This is a genomic window from Lysobacter sp. 05T417, assembly GCF_056396405.1.
The window spans coordinates 224,725-242,645 of the sequence record NZ_JBFTLK010000001.1 but is presented as its reverse complement, the minus strand read 5'-3'; the positions used below and the strand labels follow the sequence as shown (position 1 = coordinate 242,645).

The following is a 17,921-nucleotide window of genomic DNA, read 5'->3' as shown; positions in this document are numbered from 1 at the left end:
GCCGCCTACTCCGCTTCCTCGTCCAGCAGCGGCAGGCTCAGGCGCAGCATCGGCGTGTCCGATGCGTCTTCCAGCAGCACCAGTTCGCCGCCATGCCCCTGCGCGATCGCCAGCGCGATGACGGCACGCAGCCCCAGTCCGTCGCCCATGGACGCAGGTTGTGGCTCGGCGAACAGGTTGGCGATCGATCCGCGGATGCCGGAAGCACGCAGCAGCGGCCCTTCGAACAGAATCGATCCGGCCTCGCGATCGAGGGACACGACCGCGCGTGCGGGCGCGACGCCGGCTTTGGCGCCCACGTCGGGCGACGGCGACGACATCAGCCACAGCATGGTCGAGAACAGACTGGCCAGCCTCGATGCATCGCCGTTGATGCGCGCGCGATCGGCGCCGTCGCGGTACTCGACCCCGATGTCCACGGCAGACGCGCCGGCCGCGCTCAGGCAGCCTTCGATCAGCAGTTGCAGTTCCACCGGGCCGCGGATATGCAGCAATCGCCCCTGGTCGGCACGGACCCAGTCATTGACCTCGTCGATCATCGACACCAGGCGGCGGATCTGGCGATCGATCAGATCGAACAGCTCGTCGCGCTCGGCGCCTTCGCTTTCGCCGTACCGCAGCAGGTACAGCGCCGACTGCATCGGCGAGAGCGGTTCGCGCAGGTCGTGGGCCCATTTGCCCATCCATGCAGGTGTGGTCCCACTCATCGCGTCTCACCTGTCATTGGCCGGCCCCGTTGCTGGCAGATCTGCCGGATGGCGCCGATATCCGGCGGCTTGACCAGGTGATGGTCGAAGCCCGCATTCGAGGTGCGCTGCCGGTCTTCGGGCTGTCCCCAGCCGGTCACTGCAACGATGACGATCTGGTCCTGGCCGCTGTCGCGAATCGAACGGGCAATGTCGTAACCACTGCGACCGGGCATGCCCACATCCAGGAAAACGACTTCCGGGGCGAACTCGCGCAGCTCTTCGTCGACCAGATGCGGATCGTAGATCGCCCTGGCTTCCTGGCCCAGCAGCCGGAGCATCGCCGCCATGGTGTCGGCCGAATCGCGGTTGTCGTCGACCACCAGCATGCGCCGGGAGCCTGCCGGCTCAGGCGCCGGTGCCGCCACTGCGTCCGGCACGAACGCCTGTGTCGCGACGGGCAGGCGCACCGTGAACGTGCAGCCTCGACCCAGGCCGGCGCTGCTGACCTCGACGCGACCTTCGTGCATCTCGGCCAGGCGCTGCACCAGCGTCAGCCCGATCCCAAGACCGCCATGGCTGCGCTCCACGGTCGAGTCGACCTGGTGGAAGCTCTCGAACACCACTTCCAGCTGGTCCGGCGCCAGTCCGATGCCATCGTCGCGCACCCACACGCGGATCTCATTGCCATCGATGTCGGCGCCCAGTTCGATCCGGCCACCCGGGTCGGAATACTTGGCGGCGTTGTTCAACAAGTTGGCGAAGACCTGCGAAAGCCGCGCCTGGTCGGCATGCAGGCGGATCGGTTCATCGGGCAGCACCAGGCTGAAGGAGTGGCCGCCGTGCTCCATCCATGGCCGTGCACTGTCGATGGCCACGCTGATCGCATCCTGCAGCACGACCGGGCCGCGCTTGAGGTTGAGCTTGCCGCGCGAGATGCGGGCAATGTCGAACAGGTCGTCGATCAGCCGCACCAGCAGGGCGACCTGGCGTTCCATCATGTCCAGCAGCGGATGGTCTTCGCCGGGCGCACCCATCCGTCGCAATGCCAGCGCGTTCTGCAACGGCGCCAGCGGGTTGCGCAGTTCGTGCGCCAGGGTGGCGAGGAATTCGTTCTTGCGCTGGTCGGCCTCGCGCAGGCGCGCTTCGGCCTTCATCCGCTCGGCGTTCTCGGTCAGCAGCTGGAAGTTGCGCGCCGCCAATGCCTCGTTGGCGTCGCGCAGCGAGGCGTTGAGCTGCTCCAGCTCCAATGCCTTTTCCATCTGCAGCGTCTGGTTCGCTGCCGAGAGACTGTCGTTGAGGACCTGCAACTCGCGCCGCTTGCGGTAAAGCTCGACCAGCACCGAGACCTTGCTGCGCATGATCTCCGGAATCACCGGCACCATGATGTAGTCCACCGCTCCCAGCTTGTAGCCGCGCAGGCGGTCGAGGTCGCTGACATTGACGGCCGTGACGAAGATGATCGGCGTGTTCTCGAAACGCGGGTGCTGATGGATCAGGCTCGCGGTTTCGAAGCCGTCCATGCCCGGCATGTTCACGTCGAGCAGGATCACCGCGTACTCGTCCTGCATCAGCAGCTTCAGGGCATCGAGGCCGGAATGGGCGTCCACCAGCTCCTCTTCCAGCGGGTCGAGGATGGCGTGGTAGGTCATCAGGCGCCCGGGCTGGTCATCGACCAGCAGGATCTTCGCCCGCGCCTGCGCGGCGACGGTCAGCGCTGAAGCCATTGCCGCAGCACTCCCAGCAACTGGTCGGTCACCACCGGCTTGGCCAGGTAGTCCGATGCGCCCGCCTCCAGGCATTTCTCGCGGTCGCCCTTCATCGCCTTGGCGGTCAGGGCGATGATCGGCAGGGTGCGGCGATCAGGCTGCGCACGGATGGCGCGCATGGTGTCGTAGCCGTCCAGCCCCGGCATCATGATGTCCATCAGCACCAGGTCCAGCTGCGAGCCGTCGCCGACACGGGCGATCGCGTCGCGACCGTTGCTGGCCGTCGCCACCGCCATGCCATGCCGCTCCAGCACGCTCGACAGGGCGAAGATGTTGCGGATGTCGTCGTCGACGACGAGGACGTTCTTGCCGCGCAGCGCCTCGTCGGATTCGTGCAGGCTGCGGACCATGCGCTGTTTGGCCGGCGGCAGGTTGTCGATGACGCGGTGCAGGAACAGCGCGGTCTCGTCGAGCAGTCGCTCGGGCGACTCCACACCCTTGAGCACCACGCTCTTGGCGACGCGACGCAGGCGTTCGTCCTCCTCGGCGCTGAGGTCCTTGCCGGTGAAGACCACGATGGGCAATTGCTTCAACCGCTCGTCGCTGTGGATGCCCTCGAGCAGGTCGAAGCCGCTCATGTCCGGCAATCTCAGATCCAGCACGGCGCAGTCGTACTGACCATTGGCGAGTGCGGACAGGGCATCTTCGCCGGTGCCGACCGTGTCGATCTCGACGTCGTCGTGGCGCAACAGCTCGACAATGCTCAGCTGCTCGGCGGCGTCGTCCTCGACCACGAGCAGCCGCTTGACCCGCGGCACGGTGTAGTCCTTGATCCGCTGCAGCGCGTCGCCGATCGATTCGGTCGAGGACGGCTTGGGCAGGTAGGAGAACGCGCCGCGCTCGATGCTGTGGTGGCGTCCCTCCTCCACCGTGACGATCTGCACCGGGATGTGGCGCGTCGAAGCGTCCTGCTTGAGGCGGGCCAGGACGGTCCAGCCGAGCATGTCGGGCAGGTAGATGTCCAGGGTGATGGCGCTCGGGCGGTATTCGCGGACCAGGCGCAGCGCGTCGGCGCCACGGCTGGCCACCAGCACCTGGAAGCCGCGCGAACGGGCAAGGTCGCGCAGTACGGTTGCGTAGTTGGCGTCGTCCTCCACGACCAGCAGGGTCGGAGTCTTGGCATTGAGCGTGTGGCGGTCGTCCTCGACTGCCTCGGCGTTCGCCGCGGCAGTGTCGCTCGACACGGCAGCGGCGAGCTCTCCGCGCAGGTGGCCCGGCCTGCTGCTTGCGGGATTTTCGCGGGTACCCGAATAGCGCAGCGGCAGGTACAGCGTGAACGTGCTGCCCTGGCCTTCGACGCTGTGCAGCCTCAGTTCGCCTCCGAGCAGTCCGGCGATCTCGCGGCTGATCGCCAGGCCAAGCCCGGTGCCGCCGTACTTGCGCGAGGTGCCGGCGTCGGCCTGCTGGAACGCCTCGAAGACGATGCGCTGCTTTTCCGGGGAAATGCCGATGCCGGTATCGCTGACCTCGATGGCCAGCACGACCGGGCTGGCCGACAGCACCGGATGGTCCTCGCTCCAGCCGCGCGTGACGGCCTGCGCGCGCAACCAGACGCTGCCCTGCTCGGTGAACTTGAAGGCGTTCGACAGCAGGTTCTTGAGAATCTGCTGCAGGCGCTTGGGATCCGAGCGCAGCTTCGGCCCGAGTTCGGGCGAGATGCCGATGCCGAACTCCAGCCCGCGGCGCTCGGCCTCGTGGCGGAAACCGCGGTCGAGGTTCTCGCGCAGGTGGGTGAAGCTGATGTCCTCGATGTCGATGGTGACCGTGCCCGATTCGATCTTCGACAGGTCGAGGATGTCGCTGATCAGGTGCAGCAGGTCCGTGCCGGCGGCGTGGATGGTCTTGCCGAACTCGACCTGGCGCGGCGTGAGGTTCTCGTCCGGGTTCTCCGCCAGCTGCTGTCCCAGGATCAGGATGCTGTTGAGCGGCGTGCGCAGCTCGTGCGACATGTTGGCGAGGAACTCGGACTTGTAGCGCGAGGTCTGCGCCAGCTCCGCGGCCTTTTCTTCCAGCGCCCGGCGGGCCTGTTCGATCTGCTGGTTCTTCTGCTCGACCTCGGCCTTCTGCGCGGCCAGCAGCGAGGCCTTCAGCGCGATCTCCTCGTTGGTCTGCTGCAGCTCGTCCTGCTGCGACTGCAGCTCGCTGGCCAGCTCCTGCGACTGCGACAGCAGGCGCTCGGTACGCATCGTCGCCTCGATGGTGTTGAGGACGATGCCGATGCTGCCCGAGAGCTGCTCGAGGAAGGCGCGCTGCGATGGCGTGAACTCGCCCAGCGTGGCCAGTTCGATGACGGCCTTGATCTGGTCTTCGAACGAGACCGGCAACACGATCACGCTGCGCGGAACGGCCTGCAGCAGGCCGGACTGGATCTGCACCACGTCGGTGCCGACGTTCTGGATCAGGATCAGGCGCGCCTGCTTGGCGCACTGCCCGACCAGGCCTTCGCCGAACTCCAGCGTGCGCTTGCTGGCAGGCGTCGTATCGGCGTAGCCAGCGAGCTGGCGCAGGCGCGGCGCCTCGCACTCGGCGCCTTCCTCGACGATGTACATCACGCCCTGCTGGGCATCGACCAGCCCCGCCAGTTCCGACAGCAGCATCTGTCCGAGCGTGATCAGGTCGCGCTGGCCCTGCATCATGCTGGAGAACTTGGCCAGGTTGGTCTTCAGCCAGTCCTGCTCGCGGTTGCTCTCGGTGGTGGCACGCAGAGTGCCGATCATCGCGTTGATGTTGTCCTTCAGGTCGGCGACTTCGCCGCGCACGTCGACCTGGATCGAGCGGGTCAGGTCGCCCTGGGTCACCGCGGTGGCGACTTCCGCAATTGCGCGCACCTGCGTGGTGAGGTTGGCCGCGAGCTGGTTGACGTTGGCCGTCAGGTCCTCCCAGATGCCCGCGGTTCCCGGCACGTTGGCCTGGCCGCCCAGGCGCCCTTCCACGCCCACTTCGCGCGCCACCGTGGTGACCTGGTCGCCGAAGATGGCCAGGGTCTGGGTCATGCCGTTGATGGTTTCTGCCAGTTCGGCGATCTCGCCCTTGGCTTCCACCGTCAGCTTCTTGTCGAGGTCGCCCTTGGCCACCGCGGTCACCACCGCGGCGATGCCGCGCACCTGCGTGGTCAGGTTCGACGCCATCGAGTTGACGTTGTCGGTGAGATCCTTCCACGTGCCGGCCACGCCGGGCACCGTGGCCTGGCCGCCGAGCTTGCCTTCGGTTCCCACTTCGCGCGCCACGCGCGTGACTTCCGCGGCGAAGCCGTTGAGCTGGTCCACCATCGTGTTGAGGGTGTCCTTGAGCTGCGCGATCTCGCCCTGCGCGTCCACCGCGATCTTGCGCGACAAGTCACCGCGCGCCACCGAGGTCGCCACCTCGGCGATGTTTCGCACCTGCGTGGTCAGGTTGGACGCCATCGAGTTGACGTTGTCGGTGAGCTCCTTCCAGGTACCGGCCACGCCGGGCACCTGCGCCTGGCCGCCGAGCTTGCCTTCGGTGCCCACTTCGCGCGCCACGCGCGTCACTTCCGCGGCGAAGCCATTGAGCTGGTCCACCATGGTGTTGATGGTGTCCTTCAGCTCGAGGATCTCGCCCTTCACGTCCACGCCGATCTTGCGCGACAGATCGCCCTTCGCAACCGCGGTGGTCACGTCGGCGATGTTGCGCACCTGCAGCGTCAGGTTCGACGCCATCTGGTTGACCGAGTCGGTCAGGTCCTTCCACGTACCAGCCACGCCGGGCACCTGCGCCTGGCCACCGAGCTTGCCTTCGGTGCCGACCTCGCGGGCCACGCGCGTGACTTCCGCGGCGAAGCCGTTGAGCTGGTCCACCATCGTGTTGATGGTGTCCTTGAGTTCGCGGATCTCGCCGCGCACGTCCACCGTGATCTTGCGCGACAGGTCGCCGCGCGCCACCGCCGTGGTCACCTCGGCAATGTTGCGCACCTGCGAGGTCAGGTTGGAGCCCATCGCGTTGACCGAGTCGGTCAGGTCCTTCCAGGTGCCGTCGACACCCGGCACCAGCGCCTGGCCGCCGAGCTTGCCTTCTGTACCCACTTCGCGCGCCACGCGCGTGACTTCCGCGGCGAAACCGTTGAGCTGGTCGACCATCGTGTTGATGGTGTTCTTCAGCTCGAGGATCTCGCCGCGCACGTCCACCGTGATCTTGCGCGACAGGTCGCCCTTCGCCACCGCCGTGGTCACGTCGGCGATGTTGCGCACCTGCAGGGTCAGGTTGGACGCCATCGAGTTGACGTGATCGGTCAGGTCCTTCCAGGTGCCGGCGACGTCGGGCACCTCGGCCTGGCCGCCGAGCTTGCCGTCGGTGCCGACTTCGCGCGCCACGCGCGTGACTTCGGCGGCGAAGCCATTGAGCTGGTCCACCATCGTGTTGATGGTGTCCTTGAGTTCGCGGATCTCGCCGCGCACGTCCACCGTGATCTTGCGCGACAGGTCGCCGCGCGCCACCGCCGTGGTCACCTCGGCGATGTTGCGTACCTGCGACGTCAGGTTCGACGCCATTGCGTTGACCGAGTCGGTCAGGTCCTTCCAGGTGCCGGCCACGCCGGGCACGATCGCCTGGCCGCCGAGCTTGCCCTCGGTGCCGACCTCGCGCGCCACGCGCGTGACTTCCGCGGCGAAGCCGTTGAGCTGGTCGACCATCGTGTTGATGGCCTCCTTCAACTGCAGGATCTCGCCACGCACGTCCACGGTGATCTTGCGCGACAGGTCGCCGTTGGCCACCGCGATGGTGACGTCGGCGATGTTGCGGACCTGCGCGGTCAGGTTGCTCGCCATCTGGTTGACCGAGTCGGTCAGGTCCTTCCAGACACCGGACACGCCCTTGACCTTGGCCTGTCCACCCAGGCGACCGGCAGTGCCCACTTCGAGCGCCACGCGCGTGACCTCGGAGCTGAACTCGCCCATCTGCTCGATCATGCGGTTGACGATGTTCGCCGAGCGCAGGAACTCGCCCTTCAGCGGGCGTCCGTCCGCCTCCAGCGGCACGGTCCGGGTCAGGTCGCCCTTGGCCACGCCGGCCATCGCCTCGGTCATGGTCTCGACCGGGCGGACCAGGTCGTCGATCAGGTGGTTGACCGACAACTCCATGCCGGCCCACTCACCCTGGCGGTCGGCCGGGGCGATGCGCTGGCGTGTCTGGCCTTCGCGGCCGACCGCATCGCCGACCCGGGACAACTCTGCCGCCAGGCGCCGGTTGTGGCTGATGATGCCGTTGAGAATATGCGCCAGGCGTCCTTCCGGGCCCTCCCAATGCAGCGGCAGGCGCACCGAGAAATCGCCTTCGAGCACCGCATTCATGCTTTCGATCAGCAGTTCGAGCGGCTCGCGGCCAGGCGCCTCGCGCGTTGGCTGCACCTTGTCCTGGACCTTCACGGAAGCCTTCTTCTTGCCGCTGGCCGCCGCCTTCTTCGTGCCGGCAGTGGCCGCGGTCTTCTTGCTTGTCGTTGCCAACAGACACCCCCTGATGTCCCTGGATCGTCGCGCACCCTAGCCCATCTGTGGGGAGACTGCATTCACAGTGCGTGAACGGACTCAACCGGTCACGGTCGAGCCGATCCACAGCGCCAGTACGTCGAGCAGCTCCGCCATCACCTGAGCATCCTTGCGCCCGGTCCGGGCCGGCACGTGGAAGGAATGATCGGCGTCGGCAAACAGCTGCAATGTCGTGGGTGCCGTCAGCCCCGCCACCGCGGACTGGAGCAGTTCCAGGCTGGCCAGTTCGTCGCGCGTGCCCTGCAGGAACAGCATGGGCACGTCGATCAAGGACAGGTGCGCGGCCCGCTCGACCGACGGCTTCCCCGCCGGGTGCAGCGGGAAGCCGATGAAGGCCAGGCCACGCACACCATCCAGGGGCGCGGCCGACTGCGCCTGCGACGTCATGCGCCCGCCGAAGGATTTGCCGCCGGCGATCAGGGGCATTCCCGCCAGCCGCCTCGCAGCCTCGGCCACCGCCGCCCGTACCGTCGACTGTGCCAGTTTTGGCGTATCGGGACGCCTGGAGCCGCGCTCCATGTACGGGAACTGGTAGCGCAATGTCGCCACCGAGCGTGCGGCCAGGCCGTCCGCGACCGCCGCCATGAACGCATGGGTCATGCCCGCACCGGCACCGTGCGCCAGCACGTAACAGGCGATGGCATCCTCCGGCACCTGCAACAGGCCGGAGACGTGCTCGCCGGATTCGATGTCGATGCCGACCGCCTGGGCGGTCATGACGCGGCCCCTTCCTGCACCGCCGCCAGTTCCATCAGCGTGCGCGCGTACTCCGGCGCGGTCGGCTCGTGCATGAAATAGACATGGACCTCGTCCCATCCGGTCTGCATGAAGCGCTCCACCCAACGCGCGAGGTCGTGCCCCGAGTAGTGTTCCAGGCGCAGTCGCACGTACCCCCAGCTCGAGGTCTCGTGCAACGGCGGCGGTGTGGCGTCCTCGCGCTCGGACAGGCACAGGGCCGCACCGGCGCCGCGCAGTGCGTCGTAGACATCGTCGTCGAACCAGCTGTCGTTGCGGAATTCGAACACGGCCCGATGGTCTTGCGGCAGCAACGCCAGGAAGTCGACCAGGCGCGGCAGGTCCTTCTTCAGGAACGGTGGCAGCTGGAACAGCACCGGCCCACGCTTGTCGCCGAGCGCCTCCAGATGCCGGTAAAGGTAGGCAAGCGGCTCGCTCGATCCGTCGGCCTTGAGCCGCGCCTCGTGGGTGATGTGGCGCGAGGCCTTGATCGCGAACCGGAAGTGCGAGGGGGTGGCCGCCGCCCATTGCTCCAGCATCGACACCCTGGGCATCCGGTAGAAGGTATTGTTGATCTCGACCGTGGGCAGGCGCTGTGCGTACCACGCCAGCATGGCATCGGGCTTGATGGTTTCGGGATAGAAGCTGCCCTTCCATTCCTTGTAGGAATAGCCACTGGCACCCACCTGCAGTCGTGCAGTCATGGTCCGAACCCTCCGGTCACCCGACATGGCAAAGCTCAGCGAATATTCCGCCAAGCGCCGCTTCGATGCCACCCCGGAACCGCCGCCGGTGGCCGTCGAAGCCGGCAGCGGGCCGCTGCTGTTCGTTGTCCAGCAGCACAAGGCACGGGCGCTGCATTACGACTTCCGCCTGGAGTGCGATGGCGTGCTGAAGTCATGGGCTGTGCCGAAGGGACCTTCACTGAACCCGGCCGAGAAGCGTCTGGCGGTGTTCGTCGAGGACCACCCCTACGACTACGCCTCGTTCGAGGGCGTGATTCCGCCCGGGCAGTATGGCTCTGGCGAGGTCATCGTCTGGGACTGCGGCGTTTACAGTCCCGATGAGGGCGGGACCTCGTTTCACGATCGCATCGAGGCCGAACGCCGCGTGCGCGAAGGCATCGCCGCCGGCAAGCTCAGCATCCAGCTGCGCGGCGAGAAGCTCAAAGGGTCCTTTGCGCTGGTGCGCACCAAGGACCCGAAGACCTGGCTGCTGATCAAACACAAGGATCGCTTCGTCACCACCGCCGACGTCACCGCGCAGCAGCGGTCGGTGCTCTCCGGCTACTCGGTGACCGATCTCAAGGTCGCCCCGGTGCATCGCATGCCGGCGGCGCGCCTGGCCCCCAACGGTGAACTCAGCGCCATGCCGTCGAAGCTGCAGCCGATGCTCGCCGAGATCGGCGATTCGCCGATGCAGCACCCGGACTGGATGTGGGAACCCAAGCTCGACGGTTACCGTGCCCTCGCCTTCGTCGACGGCAACGGCGTGCGCATCCGCTCGCGCCGTGGCCTGGAACTGGCCGGCACATTCCCGCGACTGGCCGCCGCACTGCGCGAACAGGCCGAGGCCGGGCTCATCCTCGACGGCGAACTGGTGGCGTTCGACGCCGCCGGCAAGCCGTCCTTCAACGCCTTGCAGAACCGCTTCCAGCTCAAGGGCGAGCGCGAGATCGCTGCGGCCGACCGCGCCAGCCCCACCCTGTTCTACGCCTTCGATCTGCTGCACTTCGAGGGCATCGACTTGCGCACGACGCCCTGGCGCGACCGCCGCCGCTACCTTGCGCAGTGCCTGTTGCCCTCGCCGCTCATCCATCTGGTGCACGCCGATGGCGATGGCGTGGCGTTGCAGGCCGCCGCGCTCGCCAGCGGCTTCGAGGGCGTGGTCGGCAAGCACAAGGACAGCGTCTATGAAGCCGGCCGGCGTTCGCCCGCGTGGCTGAAGATCAAGCCGACCCACAGCGCCGAGTTCGTGATCGGCGGCTACACGCGCGGCAAGGGCGCGCGGGCGAAACTGGGCTCGCTGCTGATCGGCTATTGGGACAAGGGCAAGCTGCGCCACGCGTCCCACGTCGGTTCCGGCTTCGACGAGCGCTCGCTCAGGCAGGTGCTGGCGCGGCTGGAGCCGCTGCACAGCGACCAGTGCCCTTTCGTGGAAACGCCGCTGGTGAACGGACCGGTCACCTGGGTGAAACCCGAGCTGGTGGCCGAGGTCAACTACCAGCAGTGGACCGAAGACGGATCGCTGCGCGCACCGACCTTCGTGCGCCTGCGCGACGACATCGACCCTCGCACCGTCAAGCGGGTCGAGCCGGACCTGGCCGCCCGGGCCGACAAGCCACGCGCGCGCGGAAAGACCGCGCCAGCGCAACCGGCCAACGCCGGCGACGAGATCCTCGCCGCGCTCGACAGCCCGAAGAATGCCTTCGAACTGGGCGTCGGCGACCAGCGAGTCCGGCTGACCCACCTCGACCGCGTCTATTGGCCGGCAGTCGAGGCCCTGCAGCAACCGGCACAGACCAAGCGCGACCTGTTGCGCTACCTGGCCCAGGTGGCGCCGCTGATGCTGCCGCACCTGGCCGACCGGCCGTTGACGATGATCCGCATGCCCGACGGCATCGGTGGCCAGCGATTCTTCCAGAAGCACTGGACGCAGGAGCGGCCGGATTTCGTCGAGACGGTGAACGTCTATTCGGCGCACAAGGACGAGAACCACGAATACCTGCTGTGCAACAACCTGCCGACGCTGTTGTGGCTGGCGCAGCAGGGAACGCTGGAGTTCCATGTCTGGCATTCGCGTGCACGCCCGGGGCCCGACGCGGTGTCGTCATCGACCGACTACGACGGCTCGCTGCAGTCGCTGGAAGCCTCGGTGCTCAACTACACCGACTACGTCGTGTTCGACATCGATCCCTACATCTACTCCGGGAAGGAAGCACCGGGCGCGGAGCCGGAGCTGAACACCATCGCGTTCGAGAAGGGCAAGCAGGTCGCGTTCTGGCTGCGTGAACTGCTGCAGGGCATGGCGCTGGAGCCGATCGTGAAGACCTCGGGCAAGACCGGCCTGCACGTGTTCGTGCCGATCCGGCGCACGCTCGATTTTGACGCCGCCCGGCACGTGTCCGAGCTGGTCAGCCGCCACCTCATGCGCCAGCACCCCAAGGACATCACCATGGAATGGAGCGTGCCCAAGCGCACCGGCAGGATCTTCATGGACCACAACATGAACGTGCGCGGCAAGACCTTGAACGTCGCCTACTCCCCGCGCGGCGAGCCCGGCGCGCCGGTATCGATGCCGCTGACCTGGGACGAACTGGCCAGCGCGCACCCGCTCGACTTCCGGATCCCGGATGTGGTAAAGCGTTTGTCCCGCACGGGCGATCGCTGGAGCGATGCCCTGGAACGCAAGCAGGACCTGGCGAGCGCCCTGGCGGGTGGCCCCGCCTGACGACCCGCCCGGAGGCTGTCATGGCTGCACGTTCGATTGCGTCGCTGACCGTTTCATTCGGTCTTGTGTCCATACCGGTCAAGCTCTATTCGGCCACCGAGGCCAGCCGGCAGATCTCCTTCAACCTGCTGCACAAGGGCTGCGGATCGCGCCTGAAGCAGCAGTACGTGTGCGCAAGGGAAGAAATTCCGGTGGCGCGCAACGACATCGTGAAAGGCTACGAGTTCGCCAAGGACCAGTACGTCATGTTCACGCCCGAGGAGCTCAAGGCGCTCGAAGAGGCCGGCACCCACAGCGCCGACATCACCGAGTTCGTGCCGATCTCCTCGATCGACCCGGTCTACTTCGACAAGGCCTACTACCTGGCGCCCGACAAGGGCGGCGCCAAGCCCTATGCGCTGTTCGCCAAGGCGCTGCGCGAATCCAAGCGATGCGCGGTCGGCACCTGGGCCTCGCATGGCAAGCAGCACATCGTGATGATCCGCCCGGTCGACGACGGCCTGGTCATGCAGCAGCTGCTGTACGCCAACGAGGTCCGCTCCATCGGCGACCTCGACATTCCCAAGACCGACGTGCGCGACGCCGAGCTCAAGCTCGCCCAGCAGCTGATCGACCAGCAGGCGTCCAGCCGCTTCGATCCGAGCGCCTACAAGGACGAGGTCAGCGAGCGCGTCGAGGCGGCGATCCAGCGCAAGGTCGAAGGCGAGCAGATCACCGTCGCCGAGGAACCAGGCGGTGGCGCGCAGATCATCGACCTCATGGAAGCGCTTCGCGCCAGCCTCGAGAAGAAGGGCGCCGCCCCTGCCAAGGGCAAGGCCGCGGCGCCGGCAGCGACACGCGCGCGCAAACCGCCCAAGCAGGCCGCCGAGGCCGAAGCGGCGCCGGCCAAGCGCAAGGTTGCCAAGAGGGCGAAGTAACCGCACATGCATCACTACGGCATGCGCGATGTCGAAAAACTGCTCCGCCTGCCCCGCAGTGCCATCCGTTCGCTGGTCGCGGCCGGGTTCGTGGCGCCCACGCGCGGGCCGCGCAATGCCTGGCTGTTCTCGTTCCAGGACCTGATCGTGCTGCGTACCGCGCAGGCGTTGGCTGCGGCCAACGTGCCGCAGCGGCGGATACTGCGTTCGCTGAAGGAACTGCGCAGCCGCCTGCCCGAGGAGATGCCGCTGTCGGGGCTGAGCATTGGTGCGGTCGCCGACCACGTGGTCGTACGCGAAGGCGGCAGCCGCTGGCATGCCGAATCGGGGCAATACGTGCTGGCATTCGAAGGCGATCCCGCACAGGGGTCGTTGCGGGTGATCGAGCCGGCGGCCATTTCGTCGGCGCAGGTCGCAGCGATGGGCGCGGTCGATACGGCCGACTCGACCGAACGGGCGATGCCCGCCGAGGTATCCGCCAGTGAGGCGGCCATCAACGCTTATCGACGCGCCATCGCCGCCGAGCCGGCACGCCAGGATGCACGCATCAACCTGGGTCGCCTGCTGCACGAGCTCGGCCGTTTCGAGGAAGCCGAACAGGTCTATCGCGAGGCAGTCGCCCACGGCGGCGAAGACCCGCTGCTGTTCTACAACCTGGGCGTGCTGCTGGACGACATGGACCGCAAGCTCGAAGCGATCCAGGCCTACGAGGCCGCACTGCGCGAGGACCCCGCCCTCGCCGACTGCCACTACAACCTGGCGCTCCTGCACGAAGCGCTGGACCAGCCGCGGCAGGCGATCCGGCATATGTCGCAGTACCGGCGACTGACGTCGTCGCGGCAATGAGGCGGCGCGATCCCCGCGCCGATTCCCTCACTCCTCCTCTTCCTCTTCTTCCTCCTCGTCGCCACCGACCCCGCCCTTGTGCAGGGCCTGCGCGGCGATGAGCACGAATCCGCCGACCAGCCCGGCGTGCTCGAGGAACGAATTGAGCGTGTACAGGCGCTGCATCCCCGACATCGTCCAGTAGGCATGGCCGATCACCGTGGCCAGCACGGTGAAGGCGGCCAGCACGATCGCACCACCGGCGCGCCAGCGGCCGCGGCAGAACAGCACCAGCAGGCAACCGCCCAGCTGCACCACGATCACGCACGCGGCAAAGAGCTCCGGCGGAATCATGCCGAAGTGCGCCTGCTCGGCAACGGCGCCGGGAAAGTCCAGCAGCTTGGTCACGCCGCTCCAGGCATACGGCAGGCACAGGCCTGCGCGCCCCAGCCACCACCAACCCTTGGCAACGTGCATGAGGAACTCCTCAGCGCAGTGACCGGCATCGTCACCGGCTCCGTGCCGGACGACGATGCTTCCTGCCTGCTCCAACGCCGAAGGCCGGCAATACCGGGCTTGGACTTTGGTCGGATAGCGTTCCTCACGTCGCCTTCACGAAACCAGCATGCGACTCACTCGCTGCGGTCGGCCCACGGCGCCTTTTCGAATTTGCGTACGAGGTGGTCGATCAGCACCTGCACGCGTGCAGGACGCACCCGCCCCGGTGGTGTGACCACGTGCAGCGCGATCGGCGGTGGTGACCAGTCCGGCATCACCACTTCGAGCTTGCCGGACTTGATCTCGCGCCAGACCAGGAACTCCGGCTGCAGCGCCAGCCCCTGCCCGGCAAGCAGCGCCGGATTGATCGCCTCGGCATTGTTGACGCGCAGCGGCGCCTGCACGCTGATGGAGAAATCGCCGTGCCTGCGATGCTGGAACCGCCAGGCATTGCCGAAGCGCGACAGCGTGTAGAACAGCGCGGCGTGGTCGGCCAGGTCGCGCGGATGGCGCGGGCGGCCGTGTGCATCCAGGTACTCGGGCGTGGCCACCAGCAGCACGCGCACGCCGCACAACCTGCGCGCAAGCAGGCTGGAATCGGCCAGGGCCGAGATCCGCAGCGCCAGGTCGAAGCCCCCGCCGACGAGGTCGGCGAAACCGTCGTCGAAGTCGACTTCCAAGGCGATGTCGGGATAGCGCCGCATGAACTCCGGCAACACCGGCGCCAGGTGCGCCACGCCGAACGACATCGGCACCGCCAGCCGCACCAGGCCACGCGGACTGGCGGCCTGGGCGGTGACCTCCGCCTCCACCGCTTCGCCTTCGGCGAGAATGCGGGTGGCGCGTTCGAGCGCGCCGCGGCCGCTTTCAGTCAGCGACATCCGCCGCGAGGTGCGATGGAACAGCACCGTCTTCAGGCGCGTCTCCAGCCGGGTGATGGCCTTCGATACCGTGGCCTGCGACAGGCCGAGGTCGGCCGCGGTGCGGGCAAACGATCCGGTTTCGGCGACCTTGGCGAAGATCGCCCAGGCCTCCAGGTCGGGCAGTTTCTGCATGTCGATTCTGGAAACTATCCTTTTCGATTGGTTCCATTCTAATCCTGTTCGCGGGCGCCTATCTTGTCGGTCAGCCGGATCCCCGTGATTGCCACGGGGTCCCCCACAGGAGTTTCACCATGATCGAGCGTCGCCCCTTCAACGGCCTGGGTGGAGCCAACCACGGTTGGCTCGACGCCAAGCACCATTTCTCATTTGCCAGCTACCACGATGCCGGGCGCATGGGCTGGGGCGCGCTGCGTGTCTGGAACGACGACACCATCGCCGCCAACACCGGCTTCCCGCCGCACCCGCACTCGGACATGGAAATCATCACCTACGTCCGCGAAGGCGCGATAACGCACCAGGACAACCTGGGCAACCGTGGCCGCACCGAAGCCGGCGACGTGCAGGTGATGAGCGCGGGCACCGGCATCCAGCATGCCGAGTACAACCTCGAGCCGGGCACCACCCGGATCTTCCAGATCTGGATCATCCCCGACCAGCGCGGCGGTGCTCCGACCTGGGGCGCCAAGCCTTTCCCCAAGGGCGACCGCGCAGGCCGCTTCGTGGTCCTGGCCAGTGGCGCCGAGGGCGACGATGACGCGCTGCCGATCCGTGCCGATGCCCGGGTGCTGGGCCTGACCCTTGCCGCCGGCGAGACCGTGCAGTACGAGCTGGGCGAGGAGCGTTTCGCCTATCTGGTCCCGGCCAAGGGCACGGCGGAGGTCAACGGCGTGCGCCTGGAAGCGCGCGACGGCGCCGCGGTCCGCAACGAGCGCACGCTCACGGTGACCGCGCTGGAAGACGTCGAGCTGGTCCTGGTGGACACCGCCGCCTGATGCGGCAGTGATGCTAGGGGCGATGGCGGCAGCATGCCGCCGTCGCGCCAAACTGAATCGCAGCCAGGCCCCTTTCACCGATCGCCAACATGGGGCACCGGAAAGTCCCAGCATGACAGCACGAAGGCTGACCAGTCCCGAGCGGGTCGTCTACGAGGATGCCGGAATCAGCAAGGGCGATGTCGCCGCCTATTACGGCGTCGTCGCACGCTGGCTGCTGCCGGAGATCACCGGACGACCCCTGTCGCTGCTGCGCTGCCCGGACGGCGCCGATGCCGCGTGCTTCTTCCAGAAGCACCATGCCGATTCGCTCGGCGCCAATGTCCATTCGATCACCCTGAGCGAAACGTCGGGCACCGGCGACTACATCTACATCGAGGATCTGGACGGTCTGCTCGACCTGGTGCAGATGAATGCCCTGGAGTTCCATCCGTGGGGCGCGAGAACCAACGAAGTCGAGCACCCCGATCGCCTCGTCTTCGATCTCGATCCCGCCGAAGGCATCACCTGGGCACAGGTCAAGGCAGCCGCGCGCGATGTCCGCGACCGGCTGGCCGAGGCCGGCCTGCGCAGCTGGGTGCGCCTGTCCGGCGGCAAGGGACTGCACGTCGTCGTGCCGGTGCGCGCGAAGGCCGACTGGGCACAGGCCAAGGCGTTCTGCGAGGCCTTCGCCGACGCCATGGTCGCCGCGTCGCCGCAGCGCTATATCGCCCACGCCTCGAAGGCCGCGCGCGAGGGCCGCATCTTCATCGACTGGTTGCGCAACACGCGCGGCGCCACCAGCGTCGCCAGCTGGTCGCTGCGCGCCAGGGCCGGCGCACCGGTGTGCATGCCGGTCACCTGGGAGGAACTCGCCCGCATCCGCCAGCCGGGCGCGTTCGACCTGCGCAAGGCGGCACGGCGTGCCGATTCGCTCAAGGCCGATCCGTGGGAGGGATTCACCCGCGTGCGCCAGACCGTGCCGCCGGCCTAGCGACCGCGCTCGCCGGCAACGCGCATGCCTGATCGCATGATCCTGATCGTATGCAAGGGCAACATCTGCCGCAGTCCGATGGCGGCGGCGATGTTTCGTCATCGCCTCGCTGACGCCGAGATCGACTCGGCCGGCCTTGCGGCAATGACGGGATCCCCGGTCGACGCCGCCGCCGAACGCACGCTGCTTGCCCATGGGCTCAGCGCCAGCAATCACATCGCACGCCAGATCACCATCGCCGACATCGAACGCGCGGAACTGGTGCTGGCGATGGAAAAGCGCCAGGTCGCCGCATTGCTGGCGCTTTCGCCCACGCTTCGCGGCCGGGTTCACCTGTTCTCGCGATGGACCGATGGCCGCGACATCGCCGATCCGCATCGTCGCGCACAGGAAAAATTCGATCGCGCGTACGAACTCATCGATGCCGCTATCGAGCAATGGCGATCGCGTCTGTGACCTGTTCGAACAAACACGCTTCATCGTTGTAGAGATGAAGTGAACCATTCATCGAACTGAACCTTCGCAAAGCACGGCGGCGAATTCGTTCAAATAAATCGGCGTGCTTTCATCTGTCCGTCAACAACGCGCACCTAGATTCGTGCCGGTACCTGGCGCGGCGGAACGGCATTGACGCCCACACGCACGAAGAATTTCCCGCGCCAGGAGCGATGTGGTTGTTGTGGGTGCGCAT

12 protein-coding genes and 1 pseudogene are annotated in these 17,921 nt (G+C 67.1%); 6 read left to right on the top strand and 7 right to left on the bottom strand.

Annotation, left to right across the window (positions count from 1 at the left end; translation table 11 throughout):
* Nucleotides 1-5: 5 nt before the first annotated feature.
* The 5 genes from AC1DER_RS01005 to AC1DER_RS00985 form a co-directional block, all read right to left on the bottom strand.
* A complete protein-coding gene (locus AC1DER_RS01005; RefSeq protein WP_477246606.1) occupies nt 6-707 on the bottom strand; it encodes a sensor histidine kinase in 702 nt (233 codons plus the stop codon).
* Nucleotides 704-2,413: a response regulator gene (locus AC1DER_RS01000; RefSeq protein WP_477246604.1), complete on the bottom strand. Its 1,710-nt coding sequence runs from the start codon at nt 2,411-2,413 to the stop codon at nt 704-706. Before AC1DER_RS01000 ends, AC1DER_RS01005 begins: the two co-directional genes overlap by 4 nt.
* Nucleotides 2,398-7,914, bottom strand: coding sequence for a HAMP domain-containing protein (locus tag AC1DER_RS00995; RefSeq protein ID WP_477357571.1), 5,517 nt, complete (start codon nt 7,912-7,914; stop codon nt 2,398-2,400). Before AC1DER_RS00995 ends, AC1DER_RS01000 begins: the two co-directional genes overlap by 16 nt.
* Before the next feature lie 81 nt (nt 7,915-7,995).
* The gene (locus tag AC1DER_RS00990) at nt 7,996-8,673 is read right to left on the bottom strand and encodes an alpha/beta hydrolase family protein (RefSeq protein WP_477244400.1); all 678 of its coding nucleotides are present in this window, start codon (nt 8,671-8,673) and stop codon (nt 7,996-7,998) included.
* A complete protein-coding gene (locus tag AC1DER_RS00985) occupies nt 8,670-9,395 on the bottom strand; it encodes a DUF72 domain-containing protein (protein WP_441814498.1) in 726 nt (241 codons plus the stop codon). The genes AC1DER_RS00990 and AC1DER_RS00985 overlap by 4 nt, the downstream gene beginning before the upstream one ends.
* A 25-nt stretch (nt 9,396-9,420) precedes the next feature.
* Here AC1DER_RS00985 and ligD (AC1DER_RS00980) point away from each other — a divergent pair, with 25 nt between their 5' ends.
* Genes ligD (AC1DER_RS00980) through AC1DER_RS00970 form a run of 3 tightly spaced genes read left to right on the top strand, consistent with a single transcriptional unit; the run spans nt 9,421 to nt 13,904 of the window.
* A complete protein-coding gene (gene ligD, locus AC1DER_RS00980; RefSeq protein WP_477244397.1) occupies nt 9,421-12,141 on the top strand; it encodes a DNA ligase D in 2,721 nt (906 codons plus the stop codon).
* Between the two features lie 20 nt (nt 12,142-12,161).
* Nucleotides 12,162-13,058 carry a non-homologous end joining protein Ku gene (ku, locus tag AC1DER_RS00975; RefSeq protein WP_477244395.1) on the top strand — a complete coding sequence of 299 codons (897 nt, stop codon included), beginning with the start codon at nt 12,162-12,164 and terminating at the stop codon, nt 13,056-13,058.
* A gap of 21 nt (nt 13,059-13,079) precedes the next feature.
* The gene (locus tag AC1DER_RS00970) at nt 13,080-13,904 is read left to right on the top strand and encodes a tetratricopeptide repeat protein (protein ID WP_477244393.1); all 825 of its coding nucleotides are present in this window, start codon (nt 13,080-13,082) and stop codon (nt 13,902-13,904) included.
* A 27-nt stretch (nt 13,905-13,931) separates the two neighbouring features.
* On the opposite strand, the gene AC1DER_RS00965 is transcribed toward AC1DER_RS00970, so the two are convergent.
* Both AC1DER_RS00965 and AC1DER_RS00960 read right to left on the bottom strand, forming a co-directional pair.
* On the bottom strand, nt 13,932-14,360 hold the full coding sequence (locus tag AC1DER_RS00965) for a DoxX family protein (RefSeq protein ID WP_441814502.1): 429 nt from the start codon (nt 14,358-14,360) through the stop codon (nt 13,932-13,934).
* A 155-nt stretch (nt 14,361-14,515) separates the two neighbouring features.
* On the bottom strand, nt 14,516-15,436 hold the full coding sequence (locus AC1DER_RS00960) for a LysR family transcriptional regulator (RefSeq protein WP_477244391.1): 921 nt from the start codon (nt 15,434-15,436) through the stop codon (nt 14,516-14,518).
* A 119-nt stretch (nt 15,437-15,555) separates the two neighbouring features.
* Between AC1DER_RS00960 and AC1DER_RS00955 the strand changes: the two genes are divergently transcribed.
* The 3 genes and pseudogenes from AC1DER_RS00955 (at nt 15,556) to AC1DER_RS00945 (ending at nt 17,686) form a co-directional block, all read left to right on the top strand.
* A complete protein-coding gene (locus AC1DER_RS00955; RefSeq protein WP_477244389.1) occupies nt 15,556-16,257 on the top strand; it encodes a pirin family protein in 702 nt (233 codons plus the stop codon).
* A gap of 127 nt (nt 16,258-16,384) precedes the next feature.
* Nucleotides 16,385-17,230: pseudogene (gene ligD, locus AC1DER_RS00950) on the top strand (non-homologous end-joining DNA ligase); the annotation flags it as partial.
* Between the two features lie 36 nt (nt 17,231-17,266).
* Nucleotides 17,267-17,686, top strand: a complete 420-nt coding sequence (locus tag AC1DER_RS00945; protein WP_477244387.1) for a low molecular weight protein-tyrosine-phosphatase — start codon at nt 17,267-17,269, stop codon at nt 17,684-17,686.
* Nucleotides 17,687-17,921 lie beyond the last annotated feature (235 nt).